Source organism: Micromonospora sp. CA-248089 (genome assembly GCF_050948515.1).
Classification (GTDB): domain Bacteria; phylum Actinomycetota; class Actinomycetes; order Mycobacteriales; family Micromonosporaceae; genus Micromonospora.
On sequence record NZ_CP192016.1, the window covers coordinates 4,309,318 to 4,326,301 of the forward strand.

The 16,984-nt window shown below is 69.6% G+C and carries 10 protein-coding genes; 2 read left to right on the forward strand and 8 right to left on the reverse strand.

Annotated features, from left to right (window positions below; all coding sequences use genetic code 11):
• Positions 1 to 55: 55 nt before the first annotated feature.
• Positions 56 to 337, forward strand: coding sequence for an SCO0607 family lipoprotein (locus ACQP26_RS20170; RefSeq protein ID WP_269705182.1), 282 nt, complete (start codon positions 56 to 58; stop codon positions 335 to 337).
• Between the two features lie 12 nt (positions 338 to 349).
• On the opposite strand, the gene ACQP26_RS20175 is transcribed toward ACQP26_RS20170, so the two are convergent.
• From ACQP26_RS20175 to ACQP26_RS20210, 8 genes are all read right to left on the reverse strand, one after another.
• On the reverse strand, positions 350 to 1,051 hold the full coding sequence (locus ACQP26_RS20175) for an AMIN-like domain-containing (lipo)protein (protein WP_433493701.1): 702 nt from the start codon (positions 1,049 to 1,051) through the stop codon (positions 350 to 352).
• Positions 1,052 to 1,123: 72 nt separating this feature from the next.
• Entirely contained in the window at positions 1,124 to 2,965 is a 1,842-nt protein-coding gene (locus tag ACQP26_RS20180) for a BTAD domain-containing putative transcriptional regulator (protein ID WP_433493702.1), read from the reverse strand.
• A gap of 326 nt (positions 2,966 to 3,291) precedes the next feature.
• Positions 3,292 to 3,651, reverse strand: coding sequence for an HAD family hydrolase (locus tag ACQP26_RS20185; protein ID WP_433493703.1), 360 nt, complete (start codon positions 3,649 to 3,651; stop codon positions 3,292 to 3,294).
• Complete coding sequence (locus ACQP26_RS20190; RefSeq protein WP_269705179.1) at positions 3,648 to 3,842, reverse strand: hypothetical protein; 195 nt, start codon at positions 3,840 to 3,842, stop codon at positions 3,648 to 3,650. The genes ACQP26_RS20185 and ACQP26_RS20190 overlap by 4 nt, the downstream gene beginning before the upstream one ends.
• Before the next feature lie 95 nt (positions 3,843 to 3,937).
• Positions 3,938 to 4,291, reverse strand: coding sequence for a hypothetical protein (locus ACQP26_RS20195; RefSeq protein ID WP_269705178.1), 354 nt, complete (start codon positions 4,289 to 4,291; stop codon positions 3,938 to 3,940).
• 66 nt (positions 4,292 to 4,357) lie between these two features.
• Positions 4,358 to 13,489, reverse strand: a complete 9,132-nt coding sequence (locus ACQP26_RS20200; protein WP_433493704.1) for a DNRLRE domain-containing protein — start codon at positions 13,487 to 13,489, stop codon at positions 4,358 to 4,360.
• A gap of 515 nt (positions 13,490 to 14,004) precedes the next feature.
• Positions 14,005 to 14,790: a DUF4184 family protein gene (locus tag ACQP26_RS20205; RefSeq protein WP_433493705.1), complete on the reverse strand. Its 786-nt coding sequence runs from the start codon at positions 14,788 to 14,790 to the stop codon at positions 14,005 to 14,007.
• 22 nt (positions 14,791 to 14,812) lie between these two features.
• On the reverse strand, positions 14,813 to 15,511 hold the full coding sequence (locus ACQP26_RS20210) for an HAD family hydrolase (protein WP_433493706.1): 699 nt from the start codon (positions 15,509 to 15,511) through the stop codon (positions 14,813 to 14,815).
• A 138-nt stretch (positions 15,512 to 15,649) separates the two neighbouring features.
• On the opposite strand from ACQP26_RS20210, the gene ACQP26_RS20215 reads away from it, so the two are divergent.
• The gene (locus tag ACQP26_RS20215) at positions 15,650 to 16,975 is read left to right on the forward strand and encodes a hypothetical protein (protein ID WP_433493707.1); all 1,326 of its coding nucleotides are present in this window, start codon (positions 15,650 to 15,652) and stop codon (positions 16,973 to 16,975) included.
• Positions 16,976 to 16,984 lie beyond the last annotated feature (9 nt).

Here is a 16,984-nt window from a genome sequence, read left to right on the forward strand (position 1 = left end):
GATCTGAGTACGCGTACCGATGGCGGGCGCGCCCGCGGCGACGAGAATTCTTCCCGTGCGAACTCGAATCATGATCGTTCTTGCCGTGCTCGGGCTGACCGGGCTGATGGCGACCACCGGGTGTTCCCTGCGGCAGAGCATCTGCGGCAGCGACGAGTACCCGGTGATCGCGGTCGGCCCGCAGGGCGGCAGCTCCTGCGTACCGAACGGCGAGGAACCGGCGCCGCCGTACGTGCGCTACCCGGAGGGCAAGGTGCCGAAGCACGTCGACGACGAGTGGGACGTCTACTGGCGCACCCACGGCATCGACGAGAACAACACCGTCATCGACCGCTGACGCGGACCCGCGTCAGCCGCGCCGGACGTCGACCGAGACGACGTGGGTGCCGTCCGGGCGGTCGCCCTCCCCCAGCCGTACGGGCAGCCGGCCGCCCTCGGGCGGCCGCAGGCCCAGCCCGAAGCCCAGGTGTCCCTCGAAGTCACCGGCCACCGCCCATCCGCGCAGCGTGGGGAAGCGGATGGCCGCGGGCGGCAGCTTCGCCGTCCTGCCGCCCCGGTTGTCGTGCGCCTGGGCCGGATCGAACCGCACCGACAGGTACGCGGTGCCGGGCAGCGCGACCGGCGCCCCGCGCCCCTCGGTCACCACCTGCGGCACGTAGGAGACCTCGTAGGACGGGGTGGGGCCGCGGAAGGCGAACGTGATCCGGCTGTACCCCTCCGCCGGATGGTCGCCGACGTCGACCGACACCAGGACGGGCAGTGGTTCCCCGGGCGGTGGGGTGACCGGCACCCGTACCCGATGGGTCACCCGGGCCGGGCCGCCGGGCACTCCCCAGCCCCAGGTGACGCGCCAGGATCCGGCGGCCGGCTCGGCTTCCGTCGGCACGGGTGGAGTGGGCGTGGCTTGCGGCGCCTCGGTCCCGGCCGGCGCGGACGCCGCCGCGGCCGTCGGGGTGGGCGCCGTGGACGCACCGTCGTGGCCGGTCGCCGTGCAGGCCGCCGCGAACAGCACGACCAGGCCGGCGAGCAGCGGTACGCGCTGAGGAGTCATGACTCAGTGTCAGCCCGTGACCGGCTCGCGCACCAGAGGCGTCCCACAGCGATTTCGCGCCGGTCCCGGTCCTCAGGCGGCGCGTGGGTCGAACCGCTGCTCGGCCGCCTCGCGGACGGACACGTGCCCCACCGCGGCCAGTTCGGCGGCGTAGTCGCTCACCAGCGTCGGCAGCCGGTAGGCGCCGTGCCGGTCCCGCTGCGCCAGGTGCGCGTCGACCAGGTCGTCCAGGGCACGGTGCACCCGCTGCGGGGAGACGCCGAGCTGATCCGCGGCGGTGTGCACCGGTGTGCCCGGCCGCGCGGCGAGCAGTTCGAGCATCCGGCCGGCCAGCTCGTCGTCGGAGCGGACCACCGCCACGCCGGTGGCCAGGCTCGCCCGTACCGACAGGTCCTCGTAGGCCAGCAGGTCCAGCCGGGCCCGCCCGTCACCCAGCTCGGCGACGAGCGTGGACACCGACGCGCCGGACCGCCGCCCCAGCCGGGCGCCGGCGATGCGCAGGGCGAGCAGCGATCCGCCACAGATCCGCACCAGGTCGGCGGTGGCCGCCGGCTCGGCGGCCAGCCGCTCCGGCCCGGCGAGGGTCGCCAGCAGGTTGCGGGCCTGCGCGCCCCCGACCGGGCGCAGCGCCACCCGGCGTACGCCGTCCAGGCTGCCCAGGTGCCGCTGGGCGACGGTGATCAGGGCCGGGCCGGGGCCGGCGGGCAGCAGCGGGCGCACCTGAGCCGCCCGGGTGACCCCGTCGACGACGAGCAGCAGCCGGCGGCCGGCCACCAGCGACCGGAACCAGCCGGCCCGCTCGTCGGTCTTCTCGGGGACGTCCGCGGCCGGTACGCCGAGCGCACGCAGGACCCGGGCCAGCACCTCCCCCGCCGTCACCGAGGTCCGGTAGCCGAGGTCCACGAAGACCTGCCCCTCGGGGAACAGGGCGGAGACGGCATGCCCGGCGCGTACCGCGAGGGTGGTCTTGCCGCTGCCCGGGGCGCCGGTGACGACCACCGCGGCCGGGGTCTCCGCGGTCAGCGCCGCCACCACGTCGGCGGTCTCCCCGGTACGCGCGACGTAGGTGAGCGGGTCCGCCGGCAGTTCCCGCGGCACCGCCCAGCCGACGGCGGGACGAAGGTCCGCGACCGGCACCGAGGCGGTCACGATCGCGCTTCCCGGCTCGACGTACGACAGCTCCGGCGCGCGGTCGAGCATCGACCGGTGCAGCCGGGCCAGTTCCGCGCCGGGTTCCAGGCCGAGCTGCTCGTCGAGGACGGCGCGGGCGTCCCGGTAGACGGTGAGCGCGGCCGGCACGTCCCCACAGCGGTAGAGGGCGAGCATCAGGTGGCCCCAGGCCCGCTCCCGCAGCGGGTGCGCGGCCAGGTGCGCGCGCAGGTCGGGAAGGAGGTGGGCGTGTTCACCGGCGGCCAGCCGCGCCTCGGCCAGTTCCTCGAAGACCTGGAGCCGCTGCTCGTCGAGGGCGGCCCACCGGTTGTCCAGCGCGGTGCCCCGGGGCAGGCCGTCACCGGACGGGCCCCGCCACCAGGCCAGGGCGGAACTCAGCGTCTCGATCGCGCCGGCGGGATCGGCCGACGCGAGCAGCGACCGCCCCTGCGCCGCCAGCCGCTGGAACTCGGTCACGTCCAGCTCGTGCGGCGCCAGCCGCAGCTCGTACGCCTGCGGACGGGCGACCAGCCGGTCACCGACCGTGCGCCGCAGGCCGGCGGCGTGGGTACGGAGGTTCGCGGTGGCGGACGTCGGTGGATGATCGGACCAGACCATCCGGGCCAGGCGGGGCAGGGGGACCGAGTGGTTCGCCTCGATCGCCAGCCCGGCCAGGACGGCCCGTCGGTTCGCCGCGCCGGGCGTGACGGTCTCGCCGTCGACGCACAGCTCCACTGTGCCCAGAAGCCGAATCTGAAGTTCCATCGCGCCACTCCCCGTGAACCCTAGACGCGCAGCCCACGCTAGGGGTGCGGATCGCGGCCAACAAGGGTCGAACCGGACAACTAAGCGTGATGAATGTCAATGTGGTTGGCGGTGTGTCGAGGTAACAGAAATACCGCTGAGGACGCTTCGGGTTGATCACGCCGGGTGACGGGAGGCCGAGGCCGTCCGTTCCGGTCTGCGGAGGCCCGGGTGCCGTCGCGGTACCGGCATCCCGCAGCGTACATACCGCCCGCCTGGTACGCCTCAGCACCGCGCACAGGTCGCGCCGACGCGGATCGGGTCACCCAGCCCGCCCTGACAGCTCCTCACCGACACGCGTCTCGCGCATGCCTTCGAGGCTCTGCCGCATGGACGAGCACCGGGAAGGTGGGATGATCATCGGCCATCAGGGTCTGGCCCGGTGCGGCATGGAGGGCTTCGAGGGCGACGCCCCAGATCCGAGGGTCCGGTTTGACGAGACCGACCTCGTACGACAGGACGAACGCATCGACATAACCGTCGAGTCCGTGCCGGGCAAAGCATTTGCGGATGTCCCGGCCGACGTTGCTGACGACGCCGATGCGAACACCGCTGTCACGCAGTGCGGACAGGGTGGCGACGGTGTCGGCGTACGGCTCGATTGCTTCGGCGTGTCGCGTGCAGGACCGACGCCAGCGCCTGGTCAACCCCAGGAATCTGTTCCAGCACGGTGAGGATCGCCCGATCCCGCGAAGTCGCCGACAATACGGTGCGCCTCGCCGGCAGTCAATGTCTGGTCGATCGATGCCTCCGCGTTGCCCACCCAACGTTCCGATTCTCTGGCGAACGGAGTCCAGGTGAAGTCGAACAGTACCGTCGTCACGCGCCCGGCGGTCATCGCATCACCCTAGATCAACACGACGAGTTCTGCGGGCCATGGCGCAGTGAGCCATCAGCCATTCCGGGCAAACGCCTCGGTGGCGGTTCGTGAGGTCAGGAGGGCAGGACCTCGACAACTGCCGGGGCCAGGTCGTCAGAACTGATCCGGGCGACCATCCCGGCCGATACGAGGATTTCCGAGACGGCGTCCGCCATCGAGTGCTTGATTCGACCCACGTGCAAGACAGTTCCGGCACCTTGCTGGCCGCTCCGCATTTCCTCGAACGCTCGATCTGTCAACTCCGCAGACGCGGACCAGATCACGATCAGACAAGGCTCACCCGTATTACTCACCTCGCCGGCCTGGATCGCATAGCCGCCTTCCCCTGTTTCCAGGTCGGCTGAGCGCAAACCTGCGGCACGGAGCTCTCGGTCCACCGATTCAGAGAACTCATCAAAGCCAGACATTGCCCTATTGTAGCCGCAAGACGGAGGCAGGAGGTGGGGCGGGGCGACCGCCCCACCTCCTGTCAGCTAGCCTCTACCTCCGCCGGCCAGCCGGATCATTCTCGCAAGCATCTCATTGGAAACCGAATTCATCAGTCCGTTGTTGGTCCATGGCACGGACCAGGTAATTCTCGCATTGTCCGCCAGATGGCCGGGCAGCTTCCCGGCGCACACCGAACACGGCTGACGCTCACTGTAGAGGTCGGTAATCCTACCGATTCCCTTGTTGTTCGCCTTCAGAGCGTCGATCTGGTCCATGATGTGGTCTTCGGCGTGGTATCCGTCGCCCTTACTGAATCCCACGATGAGCCCGTCGTGTCCCTCAACCTTGGCTACGGCAACGTTTCCTCCTGGTGACGAGGTGCGCGGTCCACTCGGGAAGTGTGCGGAGTTCGCATCGACCCGGGCGTTGTACGCCGCGGAACTCAACTCGTCGCTGTTGTAGCGAACCTCATTGCCGACCGGGCAGGCGTCGTTGTGGGCGAGTACGGGGGTTTCGCCAGCGAGGACGTAGTAGGTGTGCTGTCCGTCGACGGTGAAGTTGTGTACTCGCTGGACCTGGGTCTTGTGCCGGATGGCAGCGATCTGGACCCAGGTGCCCGACGACGTCTGAAGCCAGGCGCCGGCCTTGAGCTGGCCGGCGGTCACCCAGACCCCGGAGTCCGGCAGGTAGAACCGGTGACCGTCAGTGGCCACGATCGTGCTGGTGTCGTCACCCGAGTTGCCGTCGGTGTCCACGACGATGGTGACCAGCTTCTTGACCCCGTCACCCCGGATGAGCTGGGTGACCGGACGGACCTGCCGGTCGCCCGACTCGACGTCGGAGGCGAGGACCCGGTCCCCGACCTTGACGTCCTCGATCGCCTTGGTCGAGCCGTCGGCCAGGAGCACCTTGGTGCCCGGGACGAAGCTGTTGCACTTGGTCGGCTTCGCCGGGGTCTCGGTCTTCGGCTTCGGTGTGTTGGTGGGCAGCGCCTTCGAGGCGTCGGTGGTCGCCTCGACGCCCTTCTTGACGTCGTTGGCGGTGTCGATGCCGTCGGCGATCTTCTTGCCGGTCTTTGCGAGCTTCGCCGCAGTCACCGCGTTGCCCGCCAGCGGAATCGCCGAGGCCATCGACAACGCCGCGTCGACGTAGTTGCCCTCGGCCGCGTACCAGATGCCGTTGGCGACGTCGGCTACCTCACCGACCACCGGCACCATGCCGACCACGTCCAGCGTGGCGTGGCCGATGTCCGACCACGACATCCCGAACAGGTGCCCGTCCAGCTCGATGAAGCTGATCGGGTTCCCGCCGGCGAACGCGTACCTGTTACCGGTGAACGGATCCATGGCCAGACCCATGTCCGCCATCGCCCCGCCGTAGGTGTCCCGCGTCAGGAACCGGTTCAGGCCCGGGTCGTAGTTGCGGAACCCCATGTCGTACGTGCCCGAACCCGCGTCCCACCGGGAGGCGTTGAACCGGAACGCGTTGTACGGCTCCTCGCCCGCCGGCTGCGCGCCCGGCTTGTCCACACCGGTGAACTGCGACGAGTCGTCCTTGCCGTACGCGGTGTACCCGTACGTCGCCCGGGTCTTGCCGTCCTCCTTCGTGATGCCGATGACGTCGCCGCGCGGCCGGTAGATGAACTGCGAGTACTCCCGCGCGCCGTCGTCCTTGTGCTTGATCTGGGTCAGCTGCTGACCCCACGGCGCGTACTGGTACGACTTCGTCGCCTTGCCCGCGACCTCCTCGCGCAGCACCTGGTTGTCCATCCCCAGGTACGTGAACAGGGTGGTCTTGCCGGCCGTCGTCTGCGACACCGTCCGGTCGAACGGGTCGTACACGTAGGTGGTCGACTTGGCGTTGGCGCCGATGCCCGCGGTGGTCTTCGCGGTCCGGTCGAAGCCGTCGTAGTAGTACTTCTGCGCCCGCTGGCCGCCGACCGACACCGTGTCGAGGCGCCCCAGCGGGTCGTAGTTGTACGTCGAGGTCACACCCGCCGTGGTGGTCGAGTGCAGCCGGTTGCGGTCGTACTTGCTGGTGCTTGTCGTCCCCCCGACGGTCTGCGACACCGTGTTGCCGTTGGCGTCGTAGGTGTAGGTCTCCGTCGAGGTGCTGTCACCGGTCTTGTCCAGCTTGGCGATCCGGTCCTGCGGGTCGTAGCTGAAGACGTACGTGTTGTCGATGTAGTCCGACGAGTTGTCGGCGTTCATCAGCTTCAGCACGTCCCGCGACGGGTGCCCGTTGGCCTGGTACTGGAGGTTGTGCTCGGCGACCGTCGCGCCGCCGGACGTCTTCTCCAGCTGACGCTTGGTGGCGCCGTCGAGGTAGTACTCGAAGTCCACCGTGTTGCCGTTGGGCTTGGTCTGCTTGAGCAGCTGCCCGCGGTTGGTGTAGGTGAACGACGAGATCTGCTGGTTGCCGGCCGTCGGCGAGTCGGCGTTGGTGACCTTGGCGACCATGTCCCGCGGGTCGTACTCGATCTTCGACCAGGTGAGGTCGTGGGTCGAGGTGAGCGGGTTGCCGTTGTCGTCGTAGGTCAGCGCCGTGGTGTTCTTCGCGCTCGTGTCGCTGAGCCCGGCGAACTCCTTCACCGTGGAGATCTGGTTGAGCTGGTCGTACGCGATGTCGTACCGGCCGATCTTCGCGCCCGGGCTGAGGTCCTTGACCTCGACCATCATCCCGTTCGGGTTGTACCGGTAGGTGAACTCCTTGCGCTCGTTGTCGACGTCGGCGGAGTTGTCCCGCACCAGCTTGACCGCGTCGGCCAGCACCTTGCCGGTAGCCTGGTCGGTGACGGTGATCTTCTGGACGCCCTCCTCCTTGAAGGAGTAGCTGCCCAGGCTGATCCAGGCGCCGGTGTTCTGCGTCTGGTTCACCGTCTTGGTGACACTGCCGCCGTCGTGGGTGATGGTGAACTTCGCGTCCGTCGCGGCACCGGTGACCTGCGGGTGCCGGACGAACACCTCGTACGTGCCGTCGCGCGGGATGGTCAGCTGCCAGTTGAACTGCGCCGATCCGCTGCCGGCCGGGGCGGTGGAGACGTCGTAGCCCCACTGCCCGGTGGCCGCCCCGTTGGTCCAGGTGCCCTGCGAGGCGGTGTTGTTGGTGTCGGTGTTGTCGACCAGGACCACGTCCTTGCCGACCGGCAGGCCGTCCTCCGACCGTCCCTTCTCGTTGCCGGACTGGTAGTACTGCCAGGTCATCGTCCGCGTGGTCGACCCGCCGGCCGAGCTCAGCGTGTTCTTGGTCTGCTGGCCCAGGTCGTTGTAGTCGTAGGAGTTGACGATGTCCCACGGGTCCTTGGACGTCCTGGTCCACCCGTTGTCGTAGTAGGTGTACTCGGTGTCGTTACGGACCGTCTGCCCGTCCGACGGCGGCGCGCTGACCTTCGTCAGGTTGCCGATCTCGTCGTAGCTGTAGAAGGTCTTGTCGGGCGTCTTGTAACGGCTGTCGTCCTTGTCGTAGGACGACCACTCCTCCTTCTTGCGGTTGAGCGCGTCGTAGACGGTCACCACGGAGAAGTCGTCCGCGTCGTCGGCGGTGTCCACCCCGCGCGGGGTGATCAGCTTCGTCTGGTTGCCGACCTGGTCGTACTCGTACTTGGTGGTGCGGTAGGTGACGGTGCCGGAGCCGTCCTTGCTGTGCGGCACCTTCGACTCCACCAGCGCGCCGCGGGGGTCGTACGTCGCCAGCGACTCGTTGCCGTCGGCGTCGGTGGTGCCGACCGTCAGGCCGTCCTTGTCGTAGCGGGCGGTGGTGAACTTGCCCGCCGCGTCGATGGTCTTCACGACCCGCCGGTTCAGGTCGTACTCGTACTTCGTGGTGAAGTCGTCCGCCGCGCTGGCGGTCTTCTTCGCGTCGTACAGCACCGTGACGTTGCCGACGTTGTCGTACTCCGACTTCACCTTCTGGCCGAGGCCGTTGGTGACCTCGATCGGCTGGTAGATCGCGTCGTACTTCGTGGTCGTCGTGTAGTCGCCCGCCGTCGAGGTCAGGTTGCCCTGCGGCTCGGTGACGGTGAGGACGTTGCCGACCTTGTCGTACGTCGTGGTCGTCTTCCGCTCCGGGTCGCCCGACTCGTCCTTCGGGGCGAGCGTCTCGACGACCTGGTCCGCCTTGTCGTAGACGGAGGTCGACACGGCGCCGTTCGCGGCGTACGCGGTGGTGATGTTGTCGTTCTGGTCGTACACCGGGGCCTTGGTGGTGATGAAGCGGTTGTTGGCCGCGTCCATCGGCTCCACCTTCGTGGTGGGCCGGCCGAACGTGTCGTACGCCTGGGTCACCTTGGCGTTCTTGCCGTTCTTGACCTCGGTGACGTTGCCCCGGTCGTCGTAGGTGAAGTACGACTTGCCGGTGCCGGCGTCCGTGATGGTCGTCGGGTAGCCGCTCGGGTGGAACGGGCCGTACGCCGTGGTGTTGCCGTTGGCGTCCCGGGCGCTGAGCAGCTGACCCCATTCGTCGTAGGTGTTGGCGCTCGTGTAGTCGCCGTCGGCCGACGTGGTGTTGCCCACCGGGTCGGTGACCGTCGCGACGTCGCCCTCAGCGGTGTACGTGAAGGTCCACTTGCGGCCCTCGGAACTGGTCTTGCTGACCACCTCGGCCACGTAGCCGTTGAGCTGGCGCTGGTAGGTCAGCACGGTGCCCGGCCAGTTGTTCTTGACCGCCTCCGCGTCGCGGATCTGGGTGGGGTAGCCGGTCTTGGGGTCGAACGCCCAGGTCGAGACGGCGGTGTTCGCCTCCTCCAGCCGGATGACGTTGTGGTCGTCGTCCCAGCCGGTCTTCGTCACCTCGTTCTTGGCGTTCGTGGTCTGGTACGCCCGGCCGTAGCCGTCCAGCAGGTACTGACTGGCGTGGTTCTCCGCGTCGGTGACCGTGGTGTTGATGTTGTTGCCCTGCGGACCGTCCGGGTCGACGTAGGCGAACTGGGTCAGGTGGGTGAGCCGGTCGGTGTAGGACTTGGTGGTCCAGTGGAACTTCGGGTCGTCCCCGGTCTGCGGGTAGTTGTAGACCACGCCGGTCGCGTTGCCCCGCGGGTCGGTGACCTTGACCAGCTTGACGTTCTTGTTGCCCTGAGTCATGTCGTAGGCGAACTTGAACGTCTTCGGCGTGCCGTTCGCCGACCCGGCGCCGTCGATCAGCTCACCGAGCAGGCCCTTGTCGGTGTAGGTGAAGGTGAGCTTGCGTCCCGAGACGTCGGTGATCTGCGAGATGTGGTCGATGATCTTCGGGTTGGTCAGGTTCGTCGCGCCGGAGACCCGCGTCCAGGTGGTGTCGTTGATGTAGTCGTACGTCTGACCCTTGGCGTAGTAGTCGATGGTCAGGGTGATCCGGCCGGTCGGGTCGGTGATGTACCGCAGGAACTTCGTCGGCTTGTTGTTGGACTTGCGCTCCTCGTAGGTGAAGAGCATCTCGTTGCCGTTGTTGTCGACGACGCTCGACAGGAAGCCCTCGCAGTCGTAGAAGAACTGCGTGCGGTCCGGCCGGGTGAGCACCCACGCCTTCGGCTCGTCGGTGTTGGGCTTGCAGTCCACGCTGCTGTACTTCTGCAGGTAGAGGTGTACGCCCTTCGGGCTCTTCCACTCGTTCGCGGTCGCGTCCCAGGTGAACCGGTGGCTGGTGCCGTCACCGTCGGTCAGGGTGACCTTCGTCGGGTTCGGATTGGGGTGGAAGTCCAGCGGGGCGCCGAGGCGCATCATCGACGACGCCTGCAACGACCAGCCGTACCCGGCCACCGTGTCAGTGGTGTCCAGCGAGTTGTAGGACATCCGGACGAACGTCGCCAGGCCCCGGGACGGGTTGTTGAACGCGTTGTACGACCAGACCGTGTTGCCGGAGTACAGGTTGTTCATCAGGGTGCCGCCGGCGCCCGTGTTCTTCCCCGCGTACGAGTAGAACTTCTCCAGGCCGAGCTGGTCGGAGGTCGGCTCCTCGACGGAGATGTTCTGCGGCAGCGCCGGGATCGACGCGGTCTCCGAGAGCTTCTTGCCGGTGAGCTTGTTGCGCAGATCCCACTGCAGGACGTAGTCGGTGCGCTCGTTGCCCTCGGTGGACGACGGCGGCGTCTTGACCTGCGCGGAGACGTCGACGGTGCCGCCGGCCGGGACGCTCTTCGGCAACGCGGTCTTCAACTCGTAACTGGCGTCGGCGCCGTCGGTGACGCCGTCGGCCCGCTTCCAGTCGTATGCGAGTTCCCAGTCGGTCGGGTTCCACGCCGTGAGCGTCGGGTTCGACAGGGTCACCGGCACCGTGTACGTGGAGTTGGCGGTGGCCAGCGCCGGGGTCGAGGCCGCGTAGTACGTCGACTCCGCGGTCTGCTCCAGGTAGGTGACCTCCAGCGTCGGCCGCAGCAGCGGCTCCGGCGCCTCGGACGACAGCAGCACCGCCCGCGCGGTCTGGTTCGCCTCGTCGCGCTGCCGCAGCAGCAGGCCGAAGTTCTTCGTCGGGTCCTTGACCCAGCCGTCGGCCGCCGGGGTCACGTCCCAGGTGGCCCACTTGGGGTCGTTCGTGAACTGGTTGTAGCTCGCCTTCCAGGTCGTGTCGTAGTCACCGCCGGCGGTGGTCCACGCGTTGGTGCCGTCGTAGGTGTTCCACGTCGCGGCGGTCTCGGTGAAGTTCCGCGTCAGCTTGTGGACGTCGACGTACTCGTCGGTGTCGGTGCCCGGGTAGAGCCCGCTGTTGTACAGCCGCAGGTCGGCGTCGACGACCTTGGCGTTGGCCGGGATGCCGGTCAGCGTCGGGAACTTCACCAGGCCCCGGGTGTCCCCGTAGTAGGACGAGTTGTTGCCCGGGCTGACGTACGGGTCACCGTCGTAGACGTCCACGTTCTCCGTCGGGCGGGCCTGGGAGAGCGTGGTGTCCGTGGTGCCGGTGCGGTAGATCCGGGTGATCTGGCCCGCCTTCGGCAGGATCGCCGACTGGGTCGGCCCGGCCACGACCTGTCCGTCGCGGGTCTTCACCGCGACCATGTAGTAGTAGAACTTCCGCGCCAGCGGGTCGGTGTTGTCCGCCGCCGTCGGGATCGCCGTGGTGTCCTGATAGGTGCGGGTGCTGGTGGACACCGGGGCGATCAGGGTCGCCGCCGACGGGGTGAAGTTCTGGTAGATGCTGCGGTGCACCTGGTACTCCACCGCGTCGTCCGCCGTCGACGACGACGGGTCGACGTACGCGGGCCAGTCCAGCACCGCGCCGGTGGAGGTGAGCGTCGTCGGCGGGCTGACCGCCACGCCGGGCCGGCCGTACGTGATGACCAGCTTCGGCAGGTTGTAGTCCCGGCGGGCGTTGTTGTACGCGTACTCGGAGGCCTCGTAGATCGGGCCGCCGCGACCCTTGGCCGCCTCGTCGACCGCCTTCACCATGAATCCGTTGTTGGCGTACGTGCCGTTGACCCAGTCCTGCACGACGTTGCGGACCGGGAAGGAGCTCCACGCGTTGGAGACAGAGGCCTTCTTGGTGGCCGCCCCCCACTTGGTGAAGCGCACCGCGTCGGCGATCACCGACTTGCCCGACACGTCGCCGAGGACGACCTTGCCGGTGGTGCCGGCCGCGAACGGGTGCACGCCCAGGGTCTTCCACTCGCCGCGGGCGCTGCCGGTCTGGTCGACGGTGTACGTCTTCGACCCGCCGTTGTAGTGCACCGTGTAGGGCGCGTTCGTCGGCCGGTCCGACTCCGACACGTAGTGCACCTCGACCTGGTAGTTGCCGGCCTCGGTGATGGTCGGCACCCAGGTGTGGGTGTGCCCGGTGGTGGTGTCGCTGTTGAAGCGGTAGTCGCCGTTGACGGCGAGCCCGGTCAGCGCCGTGTTCGTCGAGTACGACCAGGTGCCGCTCACCGAGGTGCCGGCGTCGCCGTCGTCCTGCGTGACCATGTTGCCGGCCGGCTGGGCGGCCATGTTGGCGTTCATGTTCGCCCAGGTCGCGGTGCTCTCGGTCCAGGGCTGGGTGACCCGGCGGGCCTCCATGGCCACGTCGAAGCCCCACGCGTGGTGCGTCTGCGAGTAGTACATCTGCAGCTGCGCGTCGTCGATCGGCGTGTTGCGCGGGATCGAGCCGACGTCGAACTTCACCAGCGTGCGGTACGCGTTCGACGCGTCCGTGCCGACCTTCAGCTGGTAGGTGTCGTTGTAGTTGGTGGTCGTGGCGCCGGAGTAGATCTGCACGTCCTGCGCGTCGGTGGGCACCGGCTGCACCTTGATCGTCGGGTCGATCACCACCGGGTAGACCCGGGACCGCTCGGCCAGCCAGCCCGCGTCGGCGGTGATCGTGACGGCCGACGTGTCACCCGTGCGGGTCACCTTCTGGGTGACCTTGTCCGACCACACCTTGCCGTGCGGGGAGGACTTGTCGTCCTTGCTGTCGTACATGAACGGCGGCGGCATGACGAACACCGGAGCGCCGCCGTCGCGGCCGACGAACGCGATCGAACCGTCGTCGCGCTGCTGCGCCGTCAGGCCCGCCGTCTCCAGCGTGAAGGTGTAGGACACCGGACCGGCCGGCGGCTGCCGCAGGACGATCTTCTCCTTCAACGCGGTGCTGGTCACGTCGTAGACCACGTCCGCGCCACCGGCCAGCCCCGGGTACGTCACGGTGGAGCCCGAGACCTTCGGGCTGACGTCCTTGGCGGCGCCGGCCAGGCCCAGTTCGATAGCGCGGCCGTCCCGCTCGAAGCGCACGAGTTCGTCCGAGCTGTCGCCGAAGAGGCTGGTGTAGGCGTTGGTCCGGTTGCCCTGCACGTAACCGGACTCGCCCACCGGGCGGACGCTGGTGTCGATGGGCTGCCACTTGCCCCGGCCGTCCCGGTAGTGCAGCGGCGTGGCGGAGATCTCCGCCTGCAACCGCCCGTCGGACAGCTGATAGATCTTGCCGTTCTCGGTCCGCCGGCCGGTCAGCTCCTTGACCCGCTTCTGCGCCGGCCACTTCCGGCCGGCGACGGGCTTGTCGCTGCGGTGGAGTCCGGCGCTGACCACCTCGGGTCTCGCACGGTGACCACCACCGGCGACCAGGCCGCGCGCCGCGCCGCCGAGCCGGTCCAGCAGTCCGCTGTCGTCGTTCTTCCCGCTCGGTGCGGCCTGCTCCGTCGCGGCGGGATCGCGGTCCGGTAGGACCGCGGCGCCGCCCAGCGTGGCCACCATGGCCAGCGCCAGGCCCCCGATCAGGGCGCCCTTCGATGGTCGTCTCACCCGTTACCCTCCGGTCAACTCCGGTGACAGGACGGGTGAAGGCTAGGAACACCACATACACGCCGGGCTATCCGTCAGCTACTTCCCAGGCGGCGCCGCGAGTGCGGGCGACCGGGCCGCGAGCAGGCGGAACCGTCCCGCCGACGACGGGAGGCGTATCGATCGCGACAGGCGCCGAGCGCGAACGGGCGGCGGCAGGACCGGACGGGTCAGGACCGGGTCCGCAACTCCCCGGTCCTGACCCCGGCCGTCCGGTTCGGTAGCGGTCTGCGCCACGGGACCACGGCAGGCGTGGCACGACGCCTTCCGCCGGGCTCCGCGCGGCGAGCCGGTATGCCCGCACTCAGCTCCACGGTGCTCTTACCACCGGACTCCGGTGCGCCCCCGTCTCACCCCGACGAGGCGTGGACGCCGGCTCAGGTTAGGCGCGTCCGCGCAGGCCGGACAAGCGATGACCGGCGGCTGCGCTTGTGATTGATGTCTATGCCGAATTGCGGCATGTCGGCGTAACGGGGTCAGCCGGTTTCGCGCTGTTCGACTTCGAGACGGGGACTGCGCCCGCCCGGCCGCGACGGGACGGCGCGGGCCGCGACGGCCCCGGCGACGAGCGCCAGCGCGGCCACGTGCAGCGCCCGTACGCCCGCCGGGGCGGGGACGCCCGCGGCCGGCAGGGCGGGCAGCAGCAGCGCGCCGAGCCCGGTGACCGCCAGCGCCACCCGCCAGAACACGCTCGGGTTCGCCGCCGGCGCGGACGCGGGTACGCCGTCCGCCCGCAGGCCGCGACGGGCCTCGTGCACGGCCAGGACGACCACCAGCAGCCCGCCGCCGAGGCCGGCGACCACGTCCGCGAACTGGAACCAGTAGACGCCGGTCAGCGCGCGGAAGTCGGCGACGCCGAGCAGCCGGGGCAGGCGTTCGCTGTGGCTGGCCCGGTCCCACGCCACGTGGCTGAACGCGCCGATCAGCGCCGAGCAGACGGTCACCTGCCAGGGGTGCCGCACCCGGGCCAGCATCACGTACCAGGGCCAGCCGAACAACCGCTGCGCGGGCAGGTGCACCGCGATGCCGGCGACCACGCGACGCACCACCCAGGCGTACGCGAGGGCCACCGGCAGGCACCACCAGAGCAGCCCGCCGAGCGTGTGCGTCCGCAGGTCCAGGGCCAGCGACGTGCCGGTGACCAGATACCCGACGTCCGGCGCCACCGCGCCGGTGCACAGCGCCACCCCGTCGAACCAGTCCGGCCGCCACCGCTTCAGCGGCAGTACCGGCGCCAGGTGCGACGGGAAGGTCAGCGGCACGTCCCGGACGTTACCGGCCCGGTCAGAAGTGCTGGACCAGGTCGGGGAACGCGGCCAGCCGGATCACCCGCTGGTCGGACGGATCCAGCTCGTCGTGCTCCAGCACCCAGGTGTTCTCGTTCGGGATGAAGACCGCGTTCATCCCGGCGGCGCGGGCGGGCAGGATGTCCGAGCGCGGCGAGTTGCCGATCATCCAGGCGGCGGCCGGGTCGAAGGCGTGCTCACGGGCCAGCCACCGGTAGGTGTCCGCGTCCTTCTCCGGCACGATGTGCGCGGCGCGGAAGTGGTGCAGCAGCCCGCAGGCGTCCAGCTTGCGCTGCTGCTCCTCGCGCTCGCCCTTGGTCAGCAGCAGCAGATCGTGCCGACCGGCCAGGTCGTCGAGCGTCTCGGCCACGCCCGGCATCAGCTCCACCTGGTGCCCGACCAGCGCCGCGGCGAGCTGCTCGATCTCGGCGCGCTCCCGCGCGGTGGCCGGACGCTCGCGCAGCTTCTCCAGGCACTCGCCGAGGCTGCGCAGGAAGACCTTGCTGCCGTAGCCGTGCGCCACGGCGTTGGCGCGCTCGATGTCGTCGAGCACCGCGCGGATCCGGGACCGGTCCAGCGTGGGGTGGTCGAGCCAGGTGAGGAAGTCGTCGATGACGCGCTCGAACAGGACGTTGTTCTCCCAGAGCGTGTCGTCGGCGTCGAAGACCAGCACGGCGGCGTCCCGGCGCGACGGCATCGTCTCCCCCTCCCCCTCGCGGACCTCGCACACCGTACTGCCCGCTCGCCGGACGGGCCACGCGGTTTATCCGGTCGGCCGCCGGTTACCGGCGGCTACCCGACTGCGCAATCCCTGGTCGGGCGGCATGCTTCGGCCATGACGATCTCACCCGATCATCCACCCGGACGGCGGCGCCGGCGGCGCGCCTTCGTCGCGGTGGCCGTGACGCTCGCCGTCGCGGGCGCGGCGCTGCCGGGAGCCCCGGCACGTGCCGTCAACGCCGCACACACCACTGTGGTCGGCACCAACCCGGTCGACTGGACGCCGCACGCGCTGGACGGCACCGTCCACCGCATCCTCCAGATCGGCAACCGCGTGTACGTCGCCGGCACGTTCACCAAGGTGCGCAACGCCAACCAGACGGCTCAGCTGGCGATGCCCCGGCTGGTGGCGCTGGACGCGACCACCGGCCGGATCGACACCACGTTCCGGCCGCAGGTAAACGGCGCGGTCAAGGCGCTCGCCGCCGCGCCGGACGGCCGCTCGCTCTACATCGGCGGCGCGTTCACCACTGTCAACGGCACGGCGGCGTCCCGGCTGGCCCGGATCGACGCGGCCACCGGCGCCCGGGTCGCCGGGTTCACCACGCCGGCGCTGAACAACCAGGTGAACGACATGCGCCTGGTCGGCAACCGGCTGATCGTCGGTGGCGCGTTCCAGACCGTCGGCGGGGTGACCCGGCGCGCCCTGGCGGCGGTGAACGCCACCACCGGGGCGGCCGACGCGTCGGTCAACCTGAACCTGGCCGGCCCTCGTACGACCACCTCCGGTGCCACCGCGCCGGTTAAGGTCGAGGCGCTGGACGTCTCCGCCGACGGCCGGCGGCTGGTGTTCGTGGGCGGCTTCAGCAGCGTCGCGGGCGTGGCGCGGCACCAGATCGCCGTCGCCGACCTGAGCGCGGCCGGTGCCACGCTCTCCGGCTGGGCCACCGTCCGCTACCAGCCGCAGTGCGCGCGGACGATGCCCGTCTACATGCGCGGCGTCGACATCTCGCCGGACGGCACCTGGTTCGCGGTGGTCACCACCGGCGGCCCGTTCCCGGGCACGCTCTGCGACACCGCGGCGCGTTTCGAGTTCGGCACCGCCACCGGCGGCAAGCAGCCGACCTGGGCCAACTACACCGGCGGTGACACGCTGCTGTCGGTGGCGGTGACCGGCGCGGCGGTCTACGTCGGGGGCCACCAGCGCTGGCTGGACAACCCGCAGGGCCGCAACTCGGCCGGTCCGGGCGCGGTGCCGCGGCCGGGCATCGGGGCGATCCACCCGACCACGGGCAAGGCGCTGCCGTGGAACCCGACGAAGGACCGGGGCGTCGGTACCCAGGAGCTGTACGCCACCGACCGCGGCCTGTGGGTCGGCAGCGACACGGTGACGGTGGCCGGGGAGTACCACGCCCGGCTGGCGTTCCTGCCGCTGTCGTGAGCGCGTGGG

Bases quoted from the DNA above. Each gene is read 5' to 3' on its own strand.
- ACQP26_RS20210 (WP_433493706.1), bottom strand. From the start codon at position 15,511: ATGCCGTCGCGCCGGGACGCCGCCGTGCTGGTCTTCGACGCCGACGAC.
- ACQP26_RS20180 (WP_433493702.1), bottom strand. From the start codon at position 2,965: ATGGAACTTCAGATTCGGCTTCTGGGCACAGTGGAGCTGTGCGTCGAC.
- ACQP26_RS20195 (WP_269705178.1), bottom strand. From the start codon at position 4,291: ATGTCTGGCTTTGATGAGTTCTCTGAATCGGTGGACCGAGAGCTCCGT.
- ACQP26_RS20175 (WP_433493701.1), bottom strand. From the start codon at position 1,051: ATGACTCCTCAGCGCGTACCGCTGCTCGCCGGCCTGGTCGTGCTGTTC.
- ACQP26_RS20190 (WP_269705179.1), bottom strand. From the start codon at position 3,842: ATGACCGCCGGGCGCGTGACGACGGTACTGTTCGACTTCACCTGGACT.
- ACQP26_RS20215 (WP_433493707.1), top strand. From the start codon at position 15,650: ATGACGATCTCACCCGATCATCCACCCGGACGGCGGCGCCGGCGGCGC.